The following is a 24657-nucleotide window of genomic DNA, read 5'->3' as shown; positions in this document are numbered from 1 at the left end:
CCGGCAAACCGGAGAACTTGTCGCCAGGGGAGAGAAGCGATGCAGGACGTGAAATTGGACAGGACGTTGGGCCTGCGGTCGGTGGTATTATTCGGCCTGGCCCATATGACGCCGATGATCGTATTCGGCACCTTCGGGCCGCTGGCGACGGCGAGCCAGGGCACCACGGCGATGTCCTATCTGCTGGCCTCTGGCATTGGCCTGCAGATCGTTGGTCGGCGCCATGCGGACGAGGACGTCCTTGCCATCGCGCTGGGCGCGGAAAAGCTCCTGGCGCCACCGCGTTAGATCCGTCCTGCAGAAAGAGAAAGCGGTGGCCAGGGGAGCCGCCGCTTTGGCTTTTATTGCCGTATCGTTTCCTGCCGAAAATCGGGATCCATTTTTCGGCGCGATGCTTTAGCCGCCGAGCGCCGCGCTCATCGTCGTCTCGTCGGCTGCCACCTCGAACTGCTTGAAGTTCTCGGTGAACATGCCCACCAGCCTGCGGGCCTGGTTCTCATAGGCCGCCTTGTCGGCCCAGGACTTGAAGGGGTCGAGCACGTGGCTCGGCACGCCTTCCACCGCGGTCGGAACCTGGAAGCCGAAATGGCGGTCGGTGCGGAACTTGGCCCTGTCGAGGCTGCCGTCGAGGGCGGCATTGAGGAGGGTGCGGGTCCATTTGATCGGCATGCGGCGTCCGGTGCCATAGGCGCCGCCGGTCCAGCCGGTGTTGACCAGCCAGCAGGAGACCTGGTGCCTGTCGATCAGCTCCTTCAGGAGGCGCGCATATTCGACCGGATGGCGCGGCATGAAGGGGGCGCCGAAACAGGTCGAGAAGGTCGGCTGCGGTTCGGTCACGCCACGTTCCGTGCCGGCGAGCTTGGCGGTGAAGCCCGAGAGGAAGTGGTAGATGGCCTGCTCCGGCGTGAGGCGGGCGATCGGCGGCATCACGCCGAAAGCATCAGCCGTCAGCATCACCACCGTACCGGGATGGCCGGCTGCACTGGTTTTCGAAGCATTTTCGATGAAATGCAGCGGATAGGCAGCGCGGGTGTTCTCGGTCTTGCGGCCGTCGGTGAAGTCGAGCCTGCGCGTGATCGAATTGATCGAGACGTTTTCCAGGACTGCTCCGAAGCGCTGCGAAGCGGCAAAGATCTGCGGCTCGGCCTGCTTGTCGAGATTGATGGTCTTGGCGTAGCAGCCGCCTTCGAAGTTGAAGATGCCGTTCGGGCCCCAGCCATGTTCGTCATCGCCGATGAGCGAACGGTCGGGGGAAGCGGACAATGTGGTCTTGCCGGTGCCAGAAAGCCCGAAAAACAGGGCCGAGACGCTGCTAGGGCCGACATTGGCCGAGCAATGCATCGGCATGACGCCGCGCGCGGGCAGGATGTAGTTGAGATAGGAGAACACCGACTTCTTCATCTCGCCGGCATAGGCCGTGCCGCCGATCAAGACGACGCCGCGGGTGAAATCGCAGGCGATCACCGTCTCCGAGCGTAGGCCGTATTTGGCAGGGTCGGCCTTGAAGCTCGGCATGTCGATGATGGTGAGGTCCGGATAGAACCCGACGAGGTCATCGGCGGAGGGGCGAATCAAAAGATTGCGGATGAACAGGCTGTGCCAGGCCAGCTCGGTATAGACCTTGACCTTGATACCGTTGTCCTCATCGGCGCCGGCATGCAGGTCCTGCACGAAGAGCTGCTTTTCCGTCGCATGCCAGAGCATGTCGGCCAGCAGGGTGTCGAAGGCGGCGCGGGAGATCGCGTTGTTGTTGGTCCACCAGACAGAGTCTTCGGTCTCGCGCTCGCGGACGATGTATTTGTCCTTCGGGGAGCGACCGGTATGGCTGCCGGTATCGACGACCAGGGCGCCACCGGGGCTGAGAAGGCCTTCGCCGCGGCGAATCGCAATCTCGATCAGCGAGGGCTCGTCGAGATTGGCGTGCAGCGCGCCGAGATTGTTGAACTGGATCGGCTCGATCTCGTCTTTGGCGCCGCCTTCCACAACATGAAGTTTCATATCACGCTTCCTCACATTTGCCGGTGCCTGGCCCGTTATCCGGCCTTGTTCCCGCGGGCAGCACCGCACCAATCATTCGCTGCCATGGCGATGCATGGCGGGGGCGGCTGCTTCCCATCCAAATGCGACCTTAGCACGGCGGCCGGGCGGAAGTGTCATGCGAATGTTGCGGCGAAATGCATCGGCGGCGGAATTCTGGCTGGCATTGGTATTGTTATGACAAATGACAGAAAAGGACGATCGCAGAGAGGCCCGCGATCGTCCCGATGCCGGTTAATACTTTGAGAGAACGCCGCAATTTCCGGTCCCGCCTTGCAGATGGGACCGGCAAGCCTGTCCAATCTCAGCCCTCGTGCTTCATGCGCTCGCGACGCTTGATCTCCGCCGGGCTCGGTTCGGCAAGCTCAAAGGTGCCTGTTGGCACGGGGCCGGCCGGTTCATAGGTGGCGATGACGACCCCTGTGCTCGAAACGTCATGGCTGGTCAGTTTCAGGGCGCCGGACGGCGTGCCGGTACCGAACAGGCGCTTGCCCTTGCCGAGCACCAACGGGAAGGTCATGACGAAGAGCCGGTCGATCAGGCCCGCGGCCAGCAATTGGGGGTAGAGCGTCGTGCTGCCCTGGATGAGGATGTCGGGACCTTCGCCCTGCTTCACCTTGGCGACGGCGGCGATATCGGTGAGACGATGGCTGTTCTGCCATTCGAGAGGCTCGCTGCCGCGCGTGACCACATATTTGGCTGCCTTGGTGAAGGCTGGGCCGATGGGATCATCCGGACCGACGAAGGGCCAGTGGGCTGCGAAGATCTCATAGGTCTTGCGGCCGAGCAGCAGGTCGAAGGGATTGCTGAACAGGCCACCCATCGCGGTGCCCATCGTGCCGTCCCAGAAGGTCGCCGACCAGCCGCCGAGCTCGAAGCCGCCGGTCGGATCCTCCGGTGGGCCGCCGGGGGCCTGCATCACGCCGTCGAAAGACTGGAATATGCCGCCGATGATCTTGCGCATGAGAAGATGTCCTTTGATTGCCCTTGTTTGGATGGGAGGCCGCTATGTTGGAGGCATGGCGTTATGCTCCAAGGACGAGCGGGCAGGTCCTCTCCCGACAAGGAACGCAATATTTCGCCCGGCTCTTCGTCGCCCTATGGGGTCACTTGCGCGAGGGGCCGGAGGAAAGAGCCAATTGCAGCAGGATTTCCTGATGAACGAGGCAGTCGCCACGGCCGACGGATTTCTTGGTCGCCTGGCCACCGAGGGCAAGGGCCGGCACGAAATAGAAGCATTCGCCAGGGGCGAGCGGCTGCCCGCCGACCGTCGAGTAGAGCTCGTGGAAGGCTTTCGGATTCTCCTGCAGGAAGCCCTTGAGATCCTTGGTGAAGAAGTCGTCCACGGACCAGGTGATGGCCGAACTGCCGCGATAGTGGATGCTGAGAAAGATCACGTCGCTACCGGTCTTCCAGTCGGCAGGCAATCCGTTTTCCGCCGCCCTTTGCCGCAGATCCCGAAAATAGATCAGGTCGCCGAAGGCGGTGCGCGCAATGGGGACTCGCGTGGGGTCGGGATGTTGGAGCAGGAGCCAACGCGCCAGCATCGTTTCGGCGTCGCGCGGATCGAAAAAGGTGATGAAGCCATTGCCGAAAGAGCCGAAGCCAACCCTTTGCCAGAACTCGATCAATCTGGGGTGGACGTGCTCCTTTAGTGCTGGCGACAACTCGCCGCGAAAGGGGTGCACATCCTTTCCCGGCGGGAAGTCGGTCAGGAAGGCTTGGAACTCCTTCGGTCTGTCCTGGGCAAAGCCCGGTCGTGGCGCGACGAGCAAGCTCAACAAGCCCAAGTTCAACAAGCCAAGGAGGATAACAAGGGTGCGCATGATGGAATCTTCCTGCCGGCCAGACATCGACGGCTAATATGTACAATGTGACGATAGGGAAGATGGCTGGCAATCGGGAGTTTGGGTTTCCGCCTCGTTCGAAAGAGAGCTGCGCGGCGATGTGGATCCTCCTTCCTTAAATCTCTTCCAAATGGGGTTGCCTATTTTTTGTCCATAAGGTCAATATTGCTGCCAGCCGTTCGTGCAATCCGGGGTTGCCCTCGGGAGCGGTGAAGAGCAGGGGACGATCCCGCTTTTTTGCTCGCAAGGGGCAATCGGCTCGGTTTGAAATATTCCAACCGGGGCGGTGAGCCGGTAACGTGATAAAATAGAGACTCTCGTCGCAATGGCACGATCATTGCTGTGAACGGGGGCGAGCAGGGCGGAACGGTTCACCGTGTCCGCCGGGGACGAACCAGAGGTAGGGCCGGCATGCAGGTTGAGGGCGTGGATCGGAAGCTTGGTGCCGTACGGGAACGAACGGGCGCCGGCGAACCCGTGATTGCGGTCGAGGATCTTTCCTTGACCTTCGATACCGGCGATGGGCCGGTTTATGCGCTCTCCAAGGTCAATCTCACCGTCAATGAAGGCGATTTCGTTTCTTTCATCGGGCCTTCCGGCTGTGGCAAGACCACGTTGCTGCGTGTCATCGCCGACCTCGAACGCCAGACCTCCGGTTCGATCAAGGTCAATGGCCTGACCCCGGAACAGGCACGTCTCGGCCGGCATTACGGCTATGTCTTCCAGGCGCCGGCTCTCTATCCCTGGCGCACCATCGAGCGCAACGTCATGCTGCCGCTCGAAGTCATGGGTTTTCCGGCCGCCGAGCGCAAGGCGAGGGCGGCCCGCAATCTCGAACTGGTCAATCTCAAGGGGTTCGAGAAGAAATTTCCCTGGCAATTGTCCGGCGGCATGCAGCAGCGCGCCTCGATCGCCAGGGCTCTGTGCTTCGATCCCAAGCTGATGCTGATGGACGAGCCGTTCGGGGCGCTCGACGAGATCGTCCGCGACAAACTCAACGACCAACTCCTGCATCTGTGGCGCACCACCAAGAAGACGGTGGTGTTCGTCACCCATTCCATTCCCGAGGCCGTCTATCTATCCACCAAGATCGTGGTGATGTCGCCGCGGCCCGGCCGCATCATCGACATCATCGATTGCAACTTCCCGCGCGACCGCACGCTCGACATCCGCGAGACGCCTGAATTCCTCGAAGTCGCCCATCGCGTGCGCGACGGCCTCAGGGCGGGGCACTCCTATGACGACTGAGGTGCTTTCAGCCCGTACCGCCCCCTCGCTGTGGAGCCGCCTGATGGTCGGCAAGGCCGGGCCGGTGACGGTGGTGGTGTTGGCGATCTTCGCGTTGTGGTATATCGCCTGCCTGCCGATGAACGGCTCCGCGCTGCAGCGCGCCATGCCCGATGCCGCCAGCCGGCCGCTGATCGAACAGTTCATCGCCGCCATCAATCTGCCGGACGGCAATCTCGCCGCGCCTCACCAGATCGTCATGGCGATGGTGCAGGGCCTGTTCTTCGAGCCGCCCCTGGGGCGCCGCAGCCTGGTTTATCATGGCCTGATCACGCTCTCCTCGGCGCTATCGGGCTTCGTGCTGGGCGCCGTCCTCGGCATCGTGCTGGCGGTGCTGATCGTGCATTACCGCTCGATGCGCCAGAGCCTGATGCCCTGGGTGATCGTCTCCCAGACCATCCCGATCCTGGCGTTGGTGCCGCTGCTGACAGCGATCACCGGCCGGCTCGGCGCACCGATCCTGGTCCCGAAAGCCCTGATCGCTACCTATCTCTGCTTCTTTCCGGTGACGGTCGGCATGGTGAAGGGGCTGATGTCGCCGGACCTGATGCAACTCGATCTGATGCGCACTTATGATGCCTCGAAATGGCAGACCTTCTGGAAGCTGCGCTGGCCGGCGGCGACACCCTATCTGTTCGCCAGCCTGAAGATCGCCATCGCCGGCTGCATCGTCGGCGCCATCGTCGCCGAGATGCCGACGGGAGCCCAGGGTGGTCTCGGCTCGCGCCTGCTTGCCGGCTACCAGTACAATAATCTACGCCTGGTGCTGTGGGCCGCCTTGTTTACCGCCGCGTTGCTTTCGGCTGTCCTGATCGGTCTGATCGGCCTGATCGAAAAGCGCACCTTAACGCGAATGGGCGTGAAGGGAGAGCAGGCATGACGGCTTTCCAATCGCGCGGCTTGTGTCTTGCAGGGCTGCTGATCTGCCTCAGTACTCTCTTCGCTATGGGCGCCGGTGTGATTCCATTCAGTCAACTGGGGGTGGTCTATCTGGCCGGAGCCATCTTTCTGGTGTCCCCATTGCAGCGGCGCTACCGGGGCTGGCTTGCCGCAACGCTGGGCTTCTTTGTTCTCGCCGCGATTTCGTTGACATTCACCGCCCACTCGCCGGACGTTGCGGGGATAGCCGGCTGGGGTTTCTGGCTGAAGGCGGTCGGTCTGTGGGTCGCTTCCTGGATGCTGGTCGACATGATCGCCAATGCCGGGGAGGGACGCCGCACCTCGCGCTGGCGGAATCTGGCGCCGATGATCCTGTTTGGCGCCACGTTGCTCCTTCTTTGGGAGTGGCTGGTCGTCGGTTTCGGCATCTCGCCCATCATCTTGTTGCCGCCCTCCGCCATCGCGGTCGCCGTGGCCGCGCAGGCCAATACGCTCGCCACCGACTTCGTCTGGACCTTCCTGCACGAGGTTCTGCTCGGCTGGCTGATCGGCTGCGGCTCGGGTTTCCTGGTGGCTCTGGTGGCCGACCGAATTCCCTTCCTGCGCCGCGGCCTCCTGCCACTCGGCAATGTCGTCTCGGCCCTGCCGATCGTCGGCATAGCGCCGATCATGATCTGGTGGTTCACCTATGACTGGCCCTCCAAGACGGCCGTCGTGGTGGCGATGACCTTCTTTCCCATGCTGGTCAACACGGTGGCGGGCCTAGCAGCCAGCGGCACGCTGGAGCGCGACCTCATGCGTTCCTACGGTGCCAGCTATTGGTCGACGCTGATCAGCCTGCGGCTTCCCGCCGCGATGCCCTTCATCTTCAACGGCTTGAAGATCAATTCGACCCTGGCGATGATCGGCGCCATCGTGGCCGAATATTTCGACGGCCCCACCATCGGCATGGGCTTTCGCATCAACACCCAGGCGGCCTTGTCACAGACCGACATCGTCTGGGCGGAGATCGCGGTGGCCATGGTGGCCGGTTCCCTATTCTACGGCCTCATCGCCCTCGTCGAGCGGGCGGTGACGTTTTGGCATCCCTCTTACCGGCGCGCGTGACGCAGGGAAGGGTACTCAAGAAGAAAACTTGGTCAACAGAGGAGTGGACGGAATGAAGAAGGCACTTTTGGCAAAGACACTTTTCACCACCGTCGCTTTCGCGCTCGGAATGGGGGCGATCGGGCTTGGAACAGCGGGGGCGCAGGCGGCCGACAAGGTCACGCTGCAGCTCAAATGGGTGGTCCAGGGGCAGTTTGCCGGTTATCTCGTGGCCAAGGACAAGGGGTTCTACAAGGAGGCCGGCCTCGACGTCACCGTGGCTCCGGGTGGGCCCGACATCGCGCCTGAGACTGTGATCGCCAACAAGCAGGCCGATGTGATCGTCGACTGGATGCCGGCCGCTCTCGCCGCTCGCGAGAAGGGTGTGCCGCTCGTCAACATCGCCCAGCCCTTCAAGCGCTCCGGCCTGCAACTCACCTGTCGCAAGGAATCCGGCGTCAAGACGCCGGCCGATTTCAAGGGCAAGACGCTGGGCGTATGGTTCTACGGCAACGAGTATCCGTTCAATGCCTTCATGGGCAAGCTCAGCCTCAAGCTCGACGGTTCGGCCGATGGCGTCAAGGTGATCAAGCAGGGCTTCAACGTCGATCCGCTCCTGCAGAAGCAGGCCGATTGCATCTCCACCATGACCTATAACGAATATTGGCAGGTCATCGAAGCCGGTGTGAAGGCCGAGGACCTGACCGTCTTCAACTACACCGACCAGGGCGTGGCGGTGCTCGAAGACGGGCTCTACGTCATGGAAGACCGCCTCAAGGATCCGAAATTCGTCGAGACCATGGCCAAGTTCGTCAAGGCCTCGATGAAGGGCTGGGAATATGCCCGTTCCCACCCCGACGAGGCCGTGAAGATCGTGCTCGACAACGATGCCTCCGGTGCCCAGACCGAGGTGCACCAGACCCACATGATCGCCGAGGTCAACAAGCTGACGGAAGGCTCCGATGGTACGCTCGATCCGGCCGCCGCGGATAGCACGGTCAAGACGCTGCTCGGGGCCGGCGGCGATAGCCCGGCCATCACCAAGGCGCCCGTGGGCGGCTGGAGTTCGGCGGTCACCGACGCGATGAAGAAACTGTGAGCTGAATGACCCTCCCCTGGAGGGGGAGGGTCGACGCGCAGCGTCGGGGTGGGGTGAGAAGGCACCACCTTTGTAATTTCGAAGGTATTGATGACCTGACCGGTCAAGTCGAGCCTAATCACCCCACCCCGGCCTTTCAGGCCGACCCTCCCCCTCCAGGGGAGGGTAAAATCAGCGCCGAGGTAACAGGCGCGGCGAACTCGTTATTGGAGGACTATTATGCCGATCCTGATCCGTGGCGGTGTCGTGGTGAACCACGATCATTCCAAGCCGGCCGACGTGCTGATCGACGGCGAAACCATTTTGGCGATCGGTCCGAAGCTGTCGGCGCCGGCTGGGGCAGAGATTATCGATGCCGATGGCTGTTTTGTTTTGCCGGGTGGCATCGATCCGCATACCCATCTCGAAATGCCTTTCATGGGCACCGTGTCGGCCGATGATTTCGAATCCGGCACCAGCGCCGCCTTGTCCGGCGGTACCACCATGGTGGTGGATTTCTGCCTGCCCGCGCCCGGCCAGTCGCTGCTGGCTGCCTATCAGGAATGGCGCCACAAGGCCGAGAAGGCGGTCGCCGACCACTCCTTCCACATGGCGATCACCTGGTGGGACAAACAGGTCTTCGACGAGATGGAGACCGTGGTGAAGACCTACGGCATCAACACCTTCAAGCATTTCCTCGCGTATAAGGGCGCGCTGATGGTGAATGACGACGAGTTGTTCCACTCCTTCAGCCGCTGCGCCGGCCTCGGCGCGCTGCCGCTGGTCCATGCGGAGAATGGCGACATCGTTTTCCGCCTGCAGCAGCATTATATCGACCAGGGCGTCACCGGGCCCGAGGGCCACGCCTATTCGCGTCCGCCGGAAGTGGAAGGCGAGGCGACCAACCGCGCCATCATGATCGCCGACATGGCGGGCAGCCAGCTCTATGTCGTGCACACCTCCTGCCGCGACAGCCACGAGGCGATCGCGCGGGCACGCGCGGCCGGCAAGCGCGTCTATGGCGAGCCCCTGATCCAGCATCTGGTGCTCGACGACAGCGAATACCAGAACAAGGATTGGGACTACGCGGCCCGCCGGGTGATGTCGCCGCCCTTCCGCAACAAGTCGCACCAGGATTCGCTGTGGGCGGGCCTCGCCTCGGGCTCGCTCCAGGTGGTGGCGACCGATCACTGCGCCTTCACCGCCGAGCAGAAGCGCATGGGCCTCGGCGATTTCCGCAAGATCCCCAACGGTACGGGCGGGCTCGAAGACCGCATGCCGGTGCTGTGGACGGCCGGCGTCAAGACCGGGCGCCTGACCAAGGAGGAGTTCGTGGCGGTGACCTCCACCAACATCGCCCGCATCCTCAACATCTATCCTCGCAAGGGAGCGATTGCAGTCGGTTCGGATGCCGACCTCACCATCTGGGATCCCGCGGCCACCAAGACGATCAAGGCCAAGACGCAACTCAGCCGCGTCGAATACAACGTGTTTGAAGGCTATGAATGCACGGGCCTGCCTGTTGTCACCCTGTCGCGCGGGCGCATCGCTTGGAAGGACAAGCAGATCCAGCTCAAGAAGGGCGACGGCGCCTTCGTCCAACGCGATCCGTTCCCGGCCAGCGCGGTGGCGAACGCCACCTGGAAGGAGCTCAGCAAGCCCAGGCCGGTCTCGCGCATCGAGGTGACGCCGTAGTCGGGGGCGTCACGCGCAAAAAGCCCTCTCCGCGAAGCGGGGAGGTCGCGCGCACCACTTGTGTGCGCTGGGCCCGGCGAAGCCGGGTCGGGTGGGGTGTGGCGGGCAATGCGAGACGCCTTTTTGAAGAATGGCGCGACCGTGGTGCAACCATGTTGGATTCAGTGCACTGCCCGCCACACCCCATCCGTCAGTGCTTCGCACTGACACCTTCCCCACTTCGTGGAGAAGGCTTTCGTTCTGCGTTGCAGGAGATAGATCTTGGATTCGACGCCTTCCTCTTCCTTCCAGCACGGGGGCTGGCTGAACGAACCGCCTTCCTGGTCGCTGGCCGGCGACCGACTAGAGGTCGTGACCGGCGAGGCCACCGATTTCTGGCGGAAGACCCATTACGGCTTCACCCGCCATAGCGGCCATTTCTTCCACCTCGACAGTGGCGGCGATTTCACTGCGGAGCTGCGCGTGCGAGCGCGTTTCGAAACGCTCTACGACCAGGCGGGCCTGATGGTCCGGCTCGATGACGAGGCCTGGCTGAAGGCAGGTATCGAATATAATGACGACGCGCCCATGCTGGGCAGCGTGCTGACCGTGGGGCAGTCGGATTGGGCGACCGGTCCCTTTCCGGGCGACGCCCAGGATTTCCGCCTGCGCCTCACCGTCGCAGATGGGGTCGTCAGGCTGCAATATTCGACGGACGGGATAGTCTGGCCCCTGGTCCGGCTGGCGCCGTTCCCGAAGGCCGCTTCTTACCAGGTTGGCCCGATGTGCTGCACGCCGGAAAGGGCCGGTCTTGCCGTTTCCTTCTCGGATTTTCGCCTGTCTCAGCCCAACGGCAAGGCGCTTCACGATCTTTCGTAACTTCAGAAAGGCCCACCATGCTCACCAATCTCAACATCAATCCGCAGCGCCTGTGGGACAGCCTGATGGAAACCGCCAAGTTCGGCGGTACGGTCAAGGGCGGCATCAAGCGCCTGACCCTGTCGGACGAAGACAAGAAGGTCCGCGACTGGTTCAAGGCGCAATGCGAGGCACTCGGCTGCACGGTGAGCGTCGACGAAGTCGGCAACATGTTCGCGGTGCGCGCAGGCAGGAACAATGATTTGCCGCCGATCGCCATGGGCTCCCATCTCGATACCCAGCCGACCGGCGGCAAGTTTGACGGCGTGCTCGGCGTGCTCGGGGCGCTGGAGGCGATGCGCACCTTGCATGAGCAGGGCTACGAGACCAATGCCCCCATCGAGATCATCAACTGGACCAATGAGGAAGGCTCCCGTTTCGCCCCGGCCATGCTGGCTTCGGGCGTGTTTGCTGGCGTCTTCACGCCCGATTATGCCTATGAGCGCCTCGACCGTGACGGCATCAGCTTCAAGGACGAACTGGAACGCATCGGCTATCACGGAACGGAAAAGGCCGGCGCCCACAAGTTCCAGGCGATGTTCGAGCTCCATATCGAGCAGGGGCCGATCCTCGAGGACGAGAAGACGATGATCGGCGTGGTCACCGGCGTGCAGGGCATGCGCTGGTATGAGGTCACGGTGACCGGGCAGGATGCCCATACCGGCGCCACGCCGATGTATCTGCGCAAGAACGCCCTGCTGGGCGCCGCTCGCATCATCGAGGCGGTCGATGCCATCGGCCAGAAGCACCAGCCGGGCGTCGCCACCGTCGGCCTGATCGAAAACAAGCCCAACAGCCGCAATGTGGTGCCGGGCGAGGTCTTCTTCACCATCGATCTGCGTCATCCCGACGAGGAGGTGCTGGAAGTGATGGAGCAGGAGTTCCGAGCCGCCCTCGAGGCCGCGCTGCCGCCGATGAAGCTTGCCTATGAAGAAAAGCGCATCTGGAACTCGCCGGCGGTAAAATTCGCCCCGGACCTGATCGAATGCGTCGAACATGGTGCCGACAAGGCCGGCTTTGCCATGCGCCGCATGGTATCCGGCGCTGGCCATGACGCGGCCTATATCGCCCGTGTCGCGCCGACCACCATGATCTTCGTGCCGTGCGAAGGAGGGCTGAGCCACAACGAGGCCGAATCGACCTCCTTCGATGAATGTGCGGCGGGCGCGCAAGTGCTGCTCAATGCCGTGATCGAGTACGACCGGCGCCTGGCGGGCTGATGGAGCGCGGACTGGAAGTCCGCGCTCCGAGGGGCATAGACATGCTGTTCAAGCAGGCCGCGCTCGATGGCATTGCCGCCGGCAAGGTGACGCTGGCCTTCCGGCGCTGGACGCGGCCGACCGTCCGCGCCGGGGGAACGCTGACCACCGCTGTCGGTGTCCTGGCCATCGAGGCGGTGGAAGTGATCGAACTCGCCGATCTCACCAATGAACAGGCGGATCAGGCCGGCTATGCTTCGGCTGCCGCGCTTCGGCGCGATCTGCGGCCGGAGGGACAGCTCTACCGCATTGCCTTCCATCGGATGGGGGACGACCCCCGTATTGCTTTGCGTGGCGAGGCCGCCCTCGATGCGGCTGACGTCGACGGCCTGCGTTCGGCGCTCGCCAAGCTTGACCGCAACCATCGCGGCGGCGCCTGGACAGCCGCCGCGCTCGGCCTGATCGCTGGGCGCGACGGCATTACCGCTGCCGAGATTGCTGGGCAGTTGGGGCGTGACAAGGCAGCGCTCAAGCTCGATATCCGCAAGCTCAAGGCCCTCGGCCTTACCGAAAGCCTCCAGGTGGGCTATCGCCTGTCGCCGAGGGGGCGAGCCCTGCTCGACCGCCAGGAACGGATTTCGGTAGTTGAGAAAACGGCTGGTGAGCGATAGAGCGGGCGGGTGACCCTGATAGAGGAGGCCGCCGTGCTGCCCGCCGAGCTTGAAGCCGATCTCCATGGCAATATTCCGCTGACACAGGCCATGCAGGTCCGCGTTCTCGAAATCGGACCGGATTCCGTGCGGCTCGGCGCACCGCTTTCCGCCAATATCAACCATCACCGCACGGCGTTCGGCGGCAGCCTTGCCACTTTAGCCACGCTTGCCGCCTGGTCGCTCGCTTTTCTCAAGCTCAAAGGAGCAGGGCTCGATTGCAGCCTGGTCGTCGGCTCCGTCCACATGGATTACCTGGCGCCGGTGGAGGGTGATTTCTCTGCCCGTTCTGTTCTGGCCGAACCCGAGAAGTGGGCCCATGTGCTGGAGGCCTTCGCGCGCAAGGGCAAGGCACGCATCCCGGTCCTTGCCGAGATCGAGTATGGTGGCCTCTGTGCCGCCCGCTTCAGGGGTGACTTCGCGGCGTTGGCCCGCTGAAGCAGGCCTCGACGCGGCGGGTCGTCAATTGGTGCTGACGGCCAGGAAGGCGGCGGACTGTACCGAGATCTGCCCCATGAACGGCCGGTCATGCGCGAGAATGACGAAATAGGCTGATGTCACCACCACGACGAAGATATGGGTGGCGAGGATCTGCATGCGGAAGACATGGTTGTTGCAGATGGCGATAGCCGTGACGGTCGTTGTCGAGATGATCCAGATCGCGATCCATTGGGCCCAGCTCATGCCGGTATTCGAGGCCGACAGCCGAAGCAGACGCGCATGGCGCACGGCCAGCAGTTGATTGACCAAAGGCTGATAGGCCGCTGGCTGGACAGTGGTTCCGTTCTGGCGCGAGACGAGGCCGATCGTGTTGATGAGGATGTTGCCGGAACGGTCGAATACCGGGCTTTCGATGTGCTCGCCGTTGGCCATGGCGGGCCAATCGCCGGAGATGACCTCAGCGACATAGGCCTTCAGGCCGTCGCGCACACTGGTCTGGAGATCGGCCGGAAGGCCGGAGGACAGCACCAGAACATTTTCGACCGCATCGGCCTCCTGCTGGACGGCGCTACGGGCGGCGAGGGAATCGGCCCACAGACCCGCGGCCGAAAAGGCCACCATCAGGCCGAAAATGGTGGCGCAGACACCGACGATCGACTCGCGGATGGGCAGTGCCTCGTCCGGGGCGTAGCCGCCCCTGGCAATGGCAAAGCGAACGAGGCCGATGACGATCCAGGTGACCACCAGGCAGATCCCCAGCACCGTTGCGAACATGACGGGCAGTGACAGCTGATGCAGCAGAATGAACATGAGCGGACCCCGGAAGAACGAATCTATTGAAAATCGACGACCTGGTCGTTCAGCGGGAGCTGATTGGTGTGCTCTCCGCACCAGCGTGGTTCGATCCTTGCCACGGTGCCTTGCTCGAGTTCCTCCTCGTTCCCCGGCGCCAGCACGCCCTGCCCGGAGAAGCGCGTGAGCACGAAGGGCAGGCTGTTGGCATTGAGCGGCGAGGGGCCATCCATCAACTGGAAGTGCAGATGGGGAGCGGTGGAATTGCCGGTATTGCCGACCCGGCCGATGACCTGGCCGGCTTTCACGCGGTCACCCAGCTTGGCCCTGAGGCTGCCGCGCTGGAGATGGGCATAGAAGGCAAAGGCACCATTGCCGATGTCCGTCACCAGCATGTTGCCGCCGATATTGGCGGGGACGATGCCGCGGGCCGGTTGGCTGGGGATCTGTTCGTCGGCCTGGTCGTAGAGATTGACCACCACGCCATCGGCCGCCGCATGGACTTCGGCGCCGTAAAAGGAATAGCTGGCCAGATCCTGGGCATTGCCGGTGAACAGGCGGCTGCCGGCGTCGAGCCTGATCCAGTCGATCGCGAAGCGCTCGGGTATGCGCAGACGCCCGTTCACGGCCATGACGGCGCCGCGGTGGGCGGTGACGGCGTCGCAGCAACCATCGGCTGCAACCCAGCCGGTGCCCCTCAACGGTGGCTCGACCACCACGGCCGGCTTGCCGACCGTCGTAGCGCCGCCGATGAAGCTGTAGTGTGCGGAGACGGGTGCATCCGCCGGCAAAGGCGTGGGCTTGCCGTCTGCGCCTGCATTCTCACGGAAAGCCTCGATGCGGGCGGATACCCGCTGCGCCAGCTTGTCATCCCGGGCAAAGCCGACATCCATGAAGACGATGGCGGTGCCGCCGGGCGGCAGCTGGCGATCCCTGCCGCTGTAAAGATGCATCATCTTCGCCAGCTCTTCGCCCTCGAGGGAGGACAGGCTTTTGCCGGCGTCGTCGATCGCTTCGACCTTGTCGAGCCGCACGAACACACTGCCTGGGTTGTTGATCACCAGTTCATAGGCGAGATGGACGCGCCCATCGGCGCCGAGAACCGGATTGGGCTCGCTGATCGGCTGTACGGTGACCGAACTCAGGATCTCATCGGGTTTGAGGGATTGGGCCATGGCGGCAGAGGCCGCCAGAAGCCCTGCACAGGCAACGGAAAGCGACAGGAAACGCATAGGAAATGCCCCACCGGCTGCCCCGCACCGGAAGGCAGAACCTGTAGGCACAATCCCGCATTTGCCTTATCCTTTGTCAAGCGATGTCCGGGCGGTGTGGCGCGCGGTGACGGCCTTGGCCGGGGGCCGCCGAACGGCGCCCGGCCAAGCATTTCCTACCATAGATGATGGACGAAACCGGCGATCTTGCGCTGGTAGAGGTTCTTCAGTGTTTCGAGCGTCGCCTGCGAAAGAGCCGGCACGTCGCTGGCGGCGGCATTCGCCGTGGCCTGGGCCGCATTCCTGGCGCCGGGGATGACGGTGGTGATGGCATCATCAGCCAGGATCCAGGCCAGCGCGAACTGTGACATGGTCATGCCATCGGGCACCAGCGGCCTGATCTCCTCCACGGCTGCCAAGGCGACGTCGTAGGGGACGCCCGAGAAGGTCTCGCCCTTGTCGAAAGCCTCGCCATTGCGGTTATAGGCGCGATGATCGTCGGCCGCGAACTGGCTGGCGGCATTCATCTTGCCGGTCAGCATGCCCGAAGCGAGCGGCACGCGCGCGATCACCGCGATGTTGCGCGCCTTCGCCTCGCGGAAGAAGAGCTCGGCCGGCCGCTGCCGGAAGATGTTGTAGATGATCTGGACCGAGACGACGCCGGGATATTCGATCGCCTTCAGTGCCTCTTCCACCTTCTCGACGGAGACGCCGTAATTGCGGATCTTGCCGGCGGCCACCAAATCGTCCAGCACGCCGAACACTTCGGGCCGGTAATAGACCTCTGTCGGAGGGCAATGAAGCTGGACGAGGTCGAGGCAGTCGGTGGCGAGATTCGCCAGCGAACGCTCGACGAAAGCGGTGAGGTTTTCCTGGTTGTAGCCGTCGGCGGTGTGGGGCTGGAGGCGACGCCCGGCCTTCGTTGCCACGAAGGGGCGGGGTCCGCCGCGCTCCTTCAGGACCTCGGCAATGAAACGCTCCGAGCGGCCGTCGCCATAGACATCGGCGGTATCGATGAGGGTGGTGCCGGCATCGAGGGCGGCATGGAGGGCGGCGCGCGCGTCGTCATCCCGCACATCGCCCCAGGAACCTCCAATGGCCCAGGCACCGAAGCCAATCTCCGAGACGTTGCGCGCGGTCTTGCCGAACAGGCGTTCTTTCATCGTTCAATTCCTGCGTTTCATGGCCGTCGAATAGGAGCCGGCCGGTGTTTCAGCGTTCCTCTTGCAGGATAGGGCTTGAGCCGGCCGGGTGCTCATTGTTTAGTGTGAACGCGAATCATAGAAGCATTGAAAGTTTTTCATCAATGGCGGCTCTCGAACGAACGGATCTCGGCGACCTCAACGTCTTCCTGACCATCGTCCGCCGGCGCAGCTTCACCACGGCTGCCATCGAACTCGGCCTGACGCCGTCAGCTGCCAGTCACGCCATGCGGCGTCTCGAGGCCAGGCTCGGGGCCAAGTTGTTGAACCGCACCAGCCGGGCGGTCTCGCCGACAGATCTCGGCCTCAAATTCGCCCAGCGCCTCGAAGAAGGATTCGATGTGATCGGCTCGGCCCTGGAGGTGCTGGAAGCGCCGGGAAACGTGCGCTTCGGCGAATTGCGCCTGAACGTGTTCCGGGATGCCGCCCATCTCCTGATCTCGCCGGCCTTGCCGGAGTTCGCCCGCCAATGCCCGGATGTCCGCCTGACCGTTGCCGTGGATGACCGGCCCATCGACATCGTCGCCGAGGGCTTCGACGCCGGCATGCGCTATGGTCATCACGTGCCGGAGGACATGATCGCCGTGCCGCTCACGGGGCCGCAGCGCTGGGTGGTGGTCGGCTCTCCCGCCTATTTCAGGGAGCATGGCAGGCCGCAGACCCCGGCTGACCTCGCCAGCCATGTCTGCCTGCAACTGCTCCTGGGCGACAACACAGCCTATCGCTGGGATCTCGGCAGCGGCGCGGAGGCGCGCCGGCTGCGCGTGCCCGGCCTCATCACCCTCAACGACACAGCGACCACGATCGCGGCTGCCGAGGCCGGGCTTGGCCTTGCCTATGTTCTGGAAGCGCTGATCGCCGGAGAACTCGCGCAAGGCAGCCTTAAGATCGTCCTCGACGACCACGCCTCGGATGGCGATCCCTTTCACATGTATTACTCGAGCCGGCGCCACAATCACCCGGCCTTGCGCACCCTGATCAACATCATCCGGATGCAGAACGGCATGACGAGGCTGGCGTGAGCCGGGTGCGTCTTATTCTCCCAGCAATTGGCAGAACCGGTCGATATCCACATTGCCGCCGCTGATCAGCACGCCGACGCGCTTGCCGGCGAGGTCTGTCTTCATGGCACGGGCGGCGGCGAAACCGAGGCAGCCGGTCGGCTCGATCACCAGCTTCATGCGGGTGGCGGCGAAGCGCATGCATTCGACCAGCTCGGCATCGGAGACGGTGAGGATGTCGTCGACATCGCGCTTGATGATCGGGAAGGTATGGGCGCCCAGATATTGGGTCTGCGCGCCATCGGCAATGGTGCGGGGCGTGTCGATCCTGACGATCCGGCCGGCGCGGAAGGATTGCTGTCCGTCATTCCCCGCTTCGGGCTCGACGCCGTAGAGCCGGCAGTTGGGCGACAGTGCCCGCGTCGCCAGCGCCGATCCGGCGAGCAGCCCACCGCCGCCGAGACAGACGAAGAAGGCGTCGAGTTCGCCGACCTCCTCGAAGAGTTCCTTGGCAGCGGTGCCCTGGCCGCAGAGCACGTCCGGATGATCATAGGGTGGAATCAACGTGAAGCCATGTTCGTGCGACAGATTTCGCCCGATCACCTCGCGGTCCTCGGTATAGCGGTCATAGAAGATGACCTTGCCGCCATAGCCCATTGTGGCCTCGGCTTTCGCCTTCGGCGCGTCATGCGGCATGATGATGGTAGCGGGAATGCCGAGGATGCGCGCTGCAAGGGCGATCGCCTGGGCATGGTTGCCCGAAGAGAAAGTCACCACGCCCTTGCGCTTCTGCTCCTCGTCGAAACGCGACAGGGCATTGAAGGCACCGCGGAACTTGAAGGCGCCCATGCGCTGCAAATTCTCGCATTTGAAGAAGACCTGCGCGCCGAGTTCCTCGTCGAAGCTTCGAGAGGTCAGCACCGGTGTGCGATGGGCCTGGCCACGGATGCGCTCGGCGGCGGCGGCGACATCGGCATAAACAGGCAGGACTGGTTCGCTCATGCCTGGCTCTCCCAGCCGATGGCCTGGCGCAGAAAGGTGTAGCCGAGTGCGATGAAGGAGGCGCGCTCCCGGCTGTCCTTGCCGTAGCCGTGGCCGCCGGCCTCGGGCTCGTAGAAATGCACGCGGTGGCCAAGTGCCTCCAGCTTGGCCGCCATCTTGCGGGCGTGGGCGGGATGAACCCTGTCGTCGCGGCGCGTGGTCGCCAGCAAGATGGGCGGATAGGAACCGGCATCGGCAACATGATAGGCGGAGATCTTCCGTAGGAAGGCCCAGTCGTCTGGCTTGTCCGGGTCGCCATATTCGTCGATCCAGCTCGCGCCGGCCAGGAGCTTGGTGTAGCGCCGCATGTCGATCAGTGGGATGGTGCAGAATAGGGCGCCGAATTTCTCGGGATGGCGGGTGAGCATATTGGCGATCAGCAGGCCGCCATTGGAGCCGCCTTCTGCCGCAATCCGCTCCGGCTGTGTGATGCCGCGCCCGACCAGATCGGCAGCCACCGCCGCGAAATCCTCATGCGCGAGATGCTTGCCCTCGCGGCGGCCCGCCTCGTGCCAGCGGGCGCCGAATTCTCCGCCGCCGCGAATATTGGCGGTGACCGACGTGCCGCCCCGTTCGAGCCAGAGCTTGCCGATGGAGGCGCTGTAGCTGGGCAGGACGGAAACGCCAAAGCCGCCATAGGCCGTGAGATGCACCGGTGCCTCGCCGGTCTCGCCGGTGGGGCCGACCAGCGTATAGGGGATCTTCTCGCCGTCGACCGAGACAGCCTCGTGCTTGACGACCTGCAGCCCCTTGCTGTCGAAGGCATCGCGACTGCGCTTGAGGAGCAGGGGACTGGCCACCGCCTCGGGCCTGCTCACATCGAGCAGCAGCATTTGTGGCGGCGTGATCGGATCCTGCAGGGACACCATCACCTCGCCATTGGTGTCGGCCTCCTCCGCGTCGAGCGACCAGATATGCACGACGCCCGTGGAGGGCAGCACGTCGATGGCGTGCTTGGCCCAGGAGTTGGGGGAGGGCGTGACGAGCTCGAATCGGGGCTGGAGATTGTCCAGGATCGACAGCACGAGCTGTCCCTGGTTCCAGAAAAAGCCGTCCAGGGTCCGCCGTTCGGCAGGTTCGAACAGCACTTGGAAAGTGCGGCTGCCTGACCGGAAGGCGGCGAGCGAGATGCCGAGAAGGGTATCGCCGGCAAAACTTGTGCCGGCGGGAGCCCAGCTCGTGCGCAGCTTAACCGCCAGCCAGTCGCCGAACACGTCCCATTGCGAGTCGGCCGGCAGGTCGATGGCCTCGCTCGGGCCGCTCCTGTCGCCGAGCCAGCCCCGCGTTTCGAAGAAGGCGGGCTTTTCGAGAAACCAGATGCGCTCGCCGCCGCCGGTGCGGTCGATGCCGGCCCAGACCGACATGGACTGGGGCTGGACCTCGAAGACCACCGCCGTTTTCAAGGGATCCTCGCCACGACGCCACAGGCGCACCGTGCGGGCATAGCCGGAGGTCGTCGCCATGCCCTCGCCGAGTGCGCTGGAGAGCAGCAGCGTGTCGGCGTCGAGCCAGGCAATGCCGCCCTTGGCTTCCGGCAGCATGAAGCCGTCGGGGACGAAACGCCGTGAGGCCAGGTCGAATTCACGATGCACAGCCGCATCGCTGCCGCCGCGCGACAGGCTGAGGATGGCGCGCTGCCGCCCATGGGGTTCGAGCGAAGCCCCGGCCCAGACCCAGTCCTCGCCCTCTGTCTTGGCGAGGGCATCGAGATCGAGCAGGATATCCCAGGCCGGTTCCGCCTGCCGGTAGGAGGCAAGAGTGGTCCTGCGCCACAGGCCGCGTGGATTGGTGGCATCCGTCCAGAAATTATAGACGAACTCGCCGCGCCTGCTGATGCCGGGAATGCGATCGGGGCGATCAAGGATCGCAGCCAAGGCGTCCCGATCGCGTTCGAAGCCGTCGGTGCCGAAGCGGGCCAGCGTTCGTTGCGAGCGCTCGTTCACCCAGGCAAGGGCGTCCTGGCCCTCGATGTCCTCCAGCCAGAGATGAGGGTCGTCGTCGGGCGCGGCCAGAGTCGGCCGGGAGACGAGATCGGACATGCGGGAGTTCCTTGAGATAGGGAGGCCGAGGAAGAGAGGTCTCAGCCGGCGAGCCGCGTTTCCGCCAGTTGTGTCCAGTAGCTGATCCCGGCAGGGATGATGGCATCGTTGAAATCATAGGCGGCATTGTGCAGTCCGGCGCTGTTGCCATTGCCAATGAAGATGAAGGCGCCGGGGCGCGCCTCCAGCATGAAGGAGAAGTCCTCCGCGCCCATCATGGGAAGAGCGGCAACATCGACATTGTCATGGCCGGCCACCATGCGAGCGACTTCCCCGCAGAACACGGTCTGCGTGGCGTGGTTGCGGGTGACGGGATAATGACGCTGATAGACGGCCTTGGCACTGGCACCCAGAGCCTTCGCCGTCAACTCCGCCACCTCGACGACGCGTGTTTCGAGCAGGTCGCGAATTTCCGGCGTCAGAGCGCGGCAGGTACCGTGCAGATGGGCCGTGGAGGGGATGACGTTATAAGCGTCCCCCGCCTTGATCGCCGTCACTGAAACGACGGCGCCATGAAGGGGATCGGCATTGCGCGAGACGATGGTCTGCAGGGCATTGATGATCTGGGCCGCCACCAGCACCGGATCGACGCTCTCGTGCGGGCGGGCGGCATGCGCGCCCTTGCCGGTGATGTCGATGTCGAACACGTCGCTAGAGGCCATGATGGGCCCGGGGCACATGGCAAAATGGCCTGGCGCCAGGCCCGGCAGATTGTGCATGCCATAGACTTCGCCGATGGCGAATCGCTCCATCAGGCCATCTTCCACCATGGCCTTGCCGCCGCCGCCGCCTTCTTCGGCCGGCTGGAAGATCACCACGGCGTCACCGTTGAAGTTGCGGGTATCAGCTAGATTCTTCGCCGCGCCAAGCAGCATGGCGGTATGGCCGTCATGGCCGCAGGCATGCATCTTGCCGGGCACGGTGGAAGCATATGGCACGCCGCTCTCCTCGAGGATCGGCAAGGCATCCATATCGGCGCGCATGCCGATCGTGCGCGAACCGGGACGCCCCTTGATCACCCCGACCACGCCGGTGCGCCCGATTCCCTCGGCGACTTCATCACAGCCGAAATCACGCAACAGGCCCGCGACCAGGCCGGCCGTACGCTGTACGTCGTATTGCAGCTCGGGGTGGCGGTGAATGTCGCGGCGCCATTGCGTCGCTTCCGAAGCCAAAACCTGGATGCTGTCCGAAATCGTCATCTGCAGTCAGTTCCAATATTGATTTATGCACCCGCTCCGGGCGACAAACACAGCCCGCAGTTTGACACGCCTTCGGACAATGAGGAAGGGAAACGGATATGGAGCATTCACAGGCCGCAAAGGTTTGGCAGGATCTCGAAGCCCATAAGCAGACACTGGCCTCGACGACGACGCGCGACCTTTTCGCCGCGGATCCCGACCGATTCGCCAAGTTCTCCTTCACGCTCGACGACGTGCTGGTGGATTTTTCCAAGAACCGCATCGCCGACGAAACCCTGTCCCTGCTGCTCGAGCTGGCGCGGGCGCATTGCATCGAGACCCGCCGGGACGAGATGCTCGAGGGCGACAAGATCAACACCACCGAAGGGCGGGCAGTGCTGCACACGGCCCTGCGCGCGCCTGTTGATGCCGACATTCGCGTGGACGGCAAGAATGTCGTGCCGGAGGTGCATGAGGAACTGGCGCGCTGCTACGCCTTCGCCGAGAAGATTCGCTCGGGCGAGCTGCGCGGCGCCACCGGTGACAAATTCACCGACGTGGTCAATATCGGCATTGGTGGTTCCGACCTCGGCCCGGCCATGGGGGCCCGCGCCCTCTCGCCCTATGCCGACGGCCCGCGCGCCCATTTCGTCTCCAATGTCGACGGCGCCGACATGGCGGACACGTTGTCGCGCCTCGACCCTTCGCGTACCCTGTTCCTGGTTTCGTCGAAGACGTTCACGACGATCGAGACCATGACGAACGCCCAGTCGGCGCGGCAATGGATCGCCAAATCGCTCGGTGAGACCGCGGTGGGCGATCATTTTGCGGCGATCTCGACCAATATCGTCGCGGTCGAGGCCTTCGGCATCAACAAGGACCGGATGTTCCGCTTCTGGGACTGGGTCGGTGGGCGCTACTCGATGTGGTCGGCCATCGGCCTCGGCCTGATGATCGCCGTCGGGCCGGAGAACTTTTCGGAGTTCCTGGCCGGCGGCCATGAGGTCGACCACCATTTCGCCACCACGCCGCTGGAGAAGAACATCCCGGTGCTGATGGGCCTGATCGGCATCTGGCACCGCAATTTCATGGGCTATGCCGCCCATGCTGTGCTGCCCTACGACCAGCGGCTCGGGCGCTTCCCGGCCTATCTGCAGCAGCTCGACATGGAATCCAACGGCAAGCGCGTGCATCTCGACGGCTCGCCGGTGACCTCGGAGACCGGCCCCCTGGTCTGGGGCGAGCCTGGCACCAACGGCCAGCACGCCTTCTACCAGCTCATCCATCAGGGCACCAATGTGATCCCGGCCGACTTCCTCATCGCGGCCGAGCCGCATGAAGCCGGAATGGGCGATCATCATGCCATCCTGATGGCAAACTGCCTGGCGCAGACCGAGGCGCTCATGCATGGCCGTTCGCAAGAGGAGGCGACGGCGGTGCTGAAGGCCCAGGGGCTCGACGACAAGAAGATCGCGCTTCTGGCCCCGCACAAGGAGTTCCCCGGAAGCCGTCCCACCACCACCATCGCCTATCGCAAGCTCACCCCGCGCATGCTCGGCCGCCTCGTGGCGCTCTATGAGCACAAGGTGTTCACGCAGGGCGTGATCTGGGGCATCAACTCCTTCGACCAATGGGGCGTGGAACTCGGCAAGGAACTCGCCTCGCGCCTGCTGCCGGTGGTGAAGGGCGCGACGGTCGACGGGCTCGATGCTTCGACCAAGGGCCTGGTGGCCCATCTGAAGTCGCTGCGAGGCTGATCGAACAGGATCTCCTGTCCGACATCCGCTCCACGAAACAAGCCCGGCCGCGACGGCCGGGCTTGTTATCTCTCAGGCATCCTCTGTGGCAGCGCCTGGGTGAGAAGGTCGGCCCCTTCCGGGCCGAATGATCGTGCTGCCAGCCTGGAAAGAAATCCCCCATGAACCCGACCGCCGAACCGTCAGCCATCGTCCCTGTCTTCGATGGCCACAACGACACGTTGCTGCACCTGGCCTCCAACAAGGCAAAACCGGCAGAGACGGTGTTCGGCGAGGGCGACGGTGCCGGTCATATCGATCTGCCGCGAGCGCGCGCCGGCGGTTTTGCCGGCGGCTTCTTCGCCATGTTCCCGCCGCCCCTGAGCATGGCGAACATGGACGAGGAGATGAAGGGGACGAGCTACGATCTGCCTTTGCCGCCGCTGCTGCCCCTGGAAAAGGCGCAGGCTTCGACCATCGCCATGCTGTCGATCATGCTGCGGTTGGAGCGGGCCTTTCCTGACGACGTCGCCATCTGCCGCAGCGCCGTCGAGATCCGAGTCGCCATGGCGGCCGGCAAGATCGCGGCCGTCCTGCATATCGAGGGGGCGGAGGCTGTAGATGCCGATTTCGCCAATCTCGACGTGCTCTTCGCCGCCGGCCTGCGCTCGATCGGGCCGGTGTGGAGCCGCCCCAACATCTTCGCCCATGGCGTGCCCTTCCGCTTTCCGGCCTCGCCGGATACCGGTCCCGGCCTGACCGAGATTGGCCGCGAATTGGTGAAGGAGTGCAACACGCGCGGCATCATGATCGACCTCTCGCATCTCAACGAGAAGGGTTTCTGGGACGTCGCCGGGTTGAGTACGGCGCCGCTCGTCGCCACCCATTCCAACGTCCACGCCCTGTGCCAGTCCACGCGCAATCTCACCGACAGGCAGCTCGATGCCATCAGGGAGAGCCGCGGAGTCGTCGGCCTCAACTTTGCCACCTGCTTCCTGAGGCCGGATGGCGCCATGCGCGCGGATACCGATCTCGACGTCATGGTGCGCCATCTCGATTACCTGGTCGAACGCCTGGGCGAAGACGGCGTCGCCTTCGGATCGGACTTCGACGGCGCGGTGATCCCCGCCGCCATCGGCAGCGTCGCCGGCCTGCCGCACCTGATCGAGAGGATGCGCGCTGCCGGATATTCGGAGGCCCTGCTGCACAAGATCGGCCATGAGAACTGGCTGTCCCTGCTGGAGCGGACGCAGGGGCAGGCTTGAGATCGAGCCGAGACCAATAGAAAGCGCAAGAAT

22 protein-coding genes are annotated in these 24657 nt (G+C 63.8%); 13 read left to right on the top strand and 9 right to left on the bottom strand.

All coding sequences use genetic code 11. The features are described from left to right. The first annotated feature begins 39 nt into the window (after window positions 1-39). Entirely contained in the window at window positions 40-288 is a 249-nt protein-coding gene (locus ACR9ZN_RS15390; protein WP_454814829.1) for a hypothetical protein, read from the top strand. Between the two features lie 108 nt (window positions 289-396). On the opposite strand, the gene ACR9ZN_RS15385 is transcribed toward ACR9ZN_RS15390, so the two are convergent. From ACR9ZN_RS15385 to ACR9ZN_RS15375, 3 genes are all read right to left on the bottom strand, one after another. Beyond that, on the bottom strand, window positions 397-1998 hold the full coding sequence (locus tag ACR9ZN_RS15385) for a phosphoenolpyruvate carboxykinase (RefSeq protein ID WP_441771999.1): 1602 nt from the start codon (window positions 1996-1998) through the stop codon (window positions 397-399). 343 nt (window positions 1999-2341) lie between these two features. After that, window positions 2342-3001 (bottom strand): dihydrofolate reductase family protein, encoded by a 660-nt coding sequence (locus ACR9ZN_RS15380; protein WP_481272598.1) that lies wholly within the window; start codon window positions 2999-3001, stop codon window positions 2342-2344. Window positions 3002-3143: 142 nt separating this feature from the next. After that, complete coding sequence (locus ACR9ZN_RS15375; protein WP_481272597.1) at window positions 3144-3863, bottom strand: GAD-like domain-containing protein; 720 nt, start codon at window positions 3861-3863, stop codon at window positions 3144-3146. Between the two features lie 498 nt (window positions 3864-4361). On the opposite strand from ACR9ZN_RS15375, the gene ACR9ZN_RS15370 reads away from it, so the two are divergent. The 9 genes from ACR9ZN_RS15370 to ACR9ZN_RS15330 all read left to right on the top strand — a co-directional run bounded on the left by ACR9ZN_RS15370 (window position 4362) and on the right by ACR9ZN_RS15330 (window position 13153). Next, complete coding sequence (locus ACR9ZN_RS15370; protein WP_434959672.1) at window positions 4362-5132, top strand: ABC transporter ATP-binding protein; 771 nt, start codon at window positions 4362-4364, stop codon at window positions 5130-5132. Continuing rightward, a complete protein-coding gene (locus ACR9ZN_RS15365) occupies window positions 5122-6051 on the top strand; it encodes an ABC transporter permease (RefSeq protein ID WP_481272596.1) in 930 nt (309 codons plus the stop codon). The genes ACR9ZN_RS15370 and ACR9ZN_RS15365 overlap by 11 nt, the downstream gene beginning before the upstream one ends. Then, the gene (locus ACR9ZN_RS15360; RefSeq protein WP_454814819.1) at window positions 6048-7157 is read left to right on the top strand and encodes an ABC transporter permease; all 1110 of its coding nucleotides are present in this window, start codon (window positions 6048-6050) and stop codon (window positions 7155-7157) included. Before ACR9ZN_RS15365 ends, ACR9ZN_RS15360 begins: the two co-directional genes overlap by 4 nt. Window positions 7158-7266: 109 nt before the next feature. Beyond that, window positions 7267-8235, top strand: coding sequence for an ABC transporter substrate-binding protein (locus ACR9ZN_RS15355; protein WP_481274360.1), 969 nt, complete (start codon window positions 7267-7269; stop codon window positions 8233-8235). Between the two features lie 219 nt (window positions 8236-8454). Continuing rightward, a complete protein-coding gene (gene hydA, locus ACR9ZN_RS15350; RefSeq protein ID WP_481272595.1) occupies window positions 8455-9909 on the top strand; it encodes a dihydropyrimidinase in 1455 nt (484 codons plus the stop codon). Between the two features lie 261 nt (window positions 9910-10170). Beyond that, entirely contained in the window at window positions 10171-10767 is a 597-nt protein-coding gene (locus ACR9ZN_RS15345; protein WP_481272594.1) for a DUF1349 domain-containing protein, read from the top strand. A gap of 17 nt (window positions 10768-10784) precedes the next feature. Beyond that, entirely contained in the window at window positions 10785-12026 is a 1242-nt protein-coding gene (locus ACR9ZN_RS15340; RefSeq protein WP_481272593.1) for an allantoate amidohydrolase, read from the top strand. A gap of 41 nt (window positions 12027-12067) precedes the next feature. Continuing rightward, window positions 12068-12676 (top strand): ASCH domain-containing protein, encoded by a 609-nt coding sequence (locus ACR9ZN_RS15335; RefSeq protein ID WP_481272592.1) that lies wholly within the window; start codon window positions 12068-12070, stop codon window positions 12674-12676. 9 nt (window positions 12677-12685) lie between these two features. Then, on the top strand, window positions 12686-13153 hold the full coding sequence (locus tag ACR9ZN_RS15330) for a YiiD C-terminal domain-containing protein (protein ID WP_434957253.1): 468 nt from the start codon (window positions 12686-12688) through the stop codon (window positions 13151-13153). 24 nt (window positions 13154-13177) lie between these two features. Here ACR9ZN_RS15330 and ACR9ZN_RS15325 read toward each other — a convergent pair whose 3' ends face one another. From ACR9ZN_RS15325 to ACR9ZN_RS15315, 3 genes are all read right to left on the bottom strand, one after another. Then, the gene (locus ACR9ZN_RS15325) at window positions 13178-13966 is read right to left on the bottom strand and encodes a bestrophin-like domain (RefSeq protein ID WP_481272591.1); all 789 of its coding nucleotides are present in this window, start codon (window positions 13964-13966) and stop codon (window positions 13178-13180) included. A gap of 23 nt (window positions 13967-13989) precedes the next feature. Next, window positions 13990-15180 (bottom strand): M23 family metallopeptidase, encoded by a 1191-nt coding sequence (locus tag ACR9ZN_RS15320; protein ID WP_481272590.1) that lies wholly within the window; start codon window positions 15178-15180, stop codon window positions 13990-13992. Window positions 15181-15335: 155 nt separating this feature from the next. After that, window positions 15336-16322, bottom strand: coding sequence for an aldo/keto reductase (locus ACR9ZN_RS15315; protein WP_454814807.1), 987 nt, complete (start codon window positions 16320-16322; stop codon window positions 15336-15338). A 143-nt stretch (window positions 16323-16465) separates the two neighbouring features. Here ACR9ZN_RS15315 and ACR9ZN_RS15310 point away from each other — a divergent pair, with 143 nt between their 5' ends. After that, window positions 16466-17383 (top strand): LysR family transcriptional regulator, encoded by a 918-nt coding sequence (locus ACR9ZN_RS15310; protein WP_481272589.1) that lies wholly within the window; start codon window positions 16466-16468, stop codon window positions 17381-17383. Window positions 17384-17395: 12 nt separating this feature from the next. Here ACR9ZN_RS15310 and ACR9ZN_RS15305 read toward each other — a convergent pair whose 3' ends face one another. From ACR9ZN_RS15305 to ACR9ZN_RS15295, 3 genes are read right to left on the bottom strand one after another with little or no spacing between them, the layout of a single operon-like run. Then, window positions 17396-18364: a threo-3-hydroxy-L-aspartate ammonia-lyase gene (locus tag ACR9ZN_RS15305; protein WP_434957248.1), complete on the bottom strand. Its 969-nt coding sequence runs from the start codon at window positions 18362-18364 to the stop codon at window positions 17396-17398. Next, the gene (locus tag ACR9ZN_RS15300; protein WP_481272588.1) at window positions 18361-20442 is read right to left on the bottom strand and encodes a prolyl oligopeptidase family serine peptidase; all 2082 of its coding nucleotides are present in this window, start codon (window positions 20440-20442) and stop codon (window positions 18361-18363) included. The genes ACR9ZN_RS15305 and ACR9ZN_RS15300 overlap by 4 nt, the downstream gene beginning before the upstream one ends. Window positions 20443-20483: 41 nt before the next feature. Then, window positions 20484-21644, bottom strand: a complete 1161-nt coding sequence (locus ACR9ZN_RS15295; protein ID WP_481272587.1) for a M20 aminoacylase family protein — start codon at window positions 21642-21644, stop codon at window positions 20484-20486. 98 nt (window positions 21645-21742) lie between these two features. On the opposite strand from ACR9ZN_RS15295, the gene pgi reads away from it, so the two are divergent. Next, entirely contained in the window at window positions 21743-23380 is a 1638-nt protein-coding gene (gene pgi, locus ACR9ZN_RS15290) for a glucose-6-phosphate isomerase (RefSeq protein ID WP_481272586.1), read from the top strand. 161 nt (window positions 23381-23541) lie between these two features. Continuing rightward, a complete protein-coding gene (locus ACR9ZN_RS15285; protein ID WP_481272585.1) occupies window positions 23542-24624 on the top strand; it encodes a dipeptidase in 1083 nt (360 codons plus the stop codon). Window positions 24625-24657 lie beyond the last annotated feature (33 nt).

It is taken from the genome of Labrys sp. HAY1-8F, from assembly GCF_056754975.1.
This window is presented reverse-complemented; position numbering and strand designations above follow the sequence as displayed.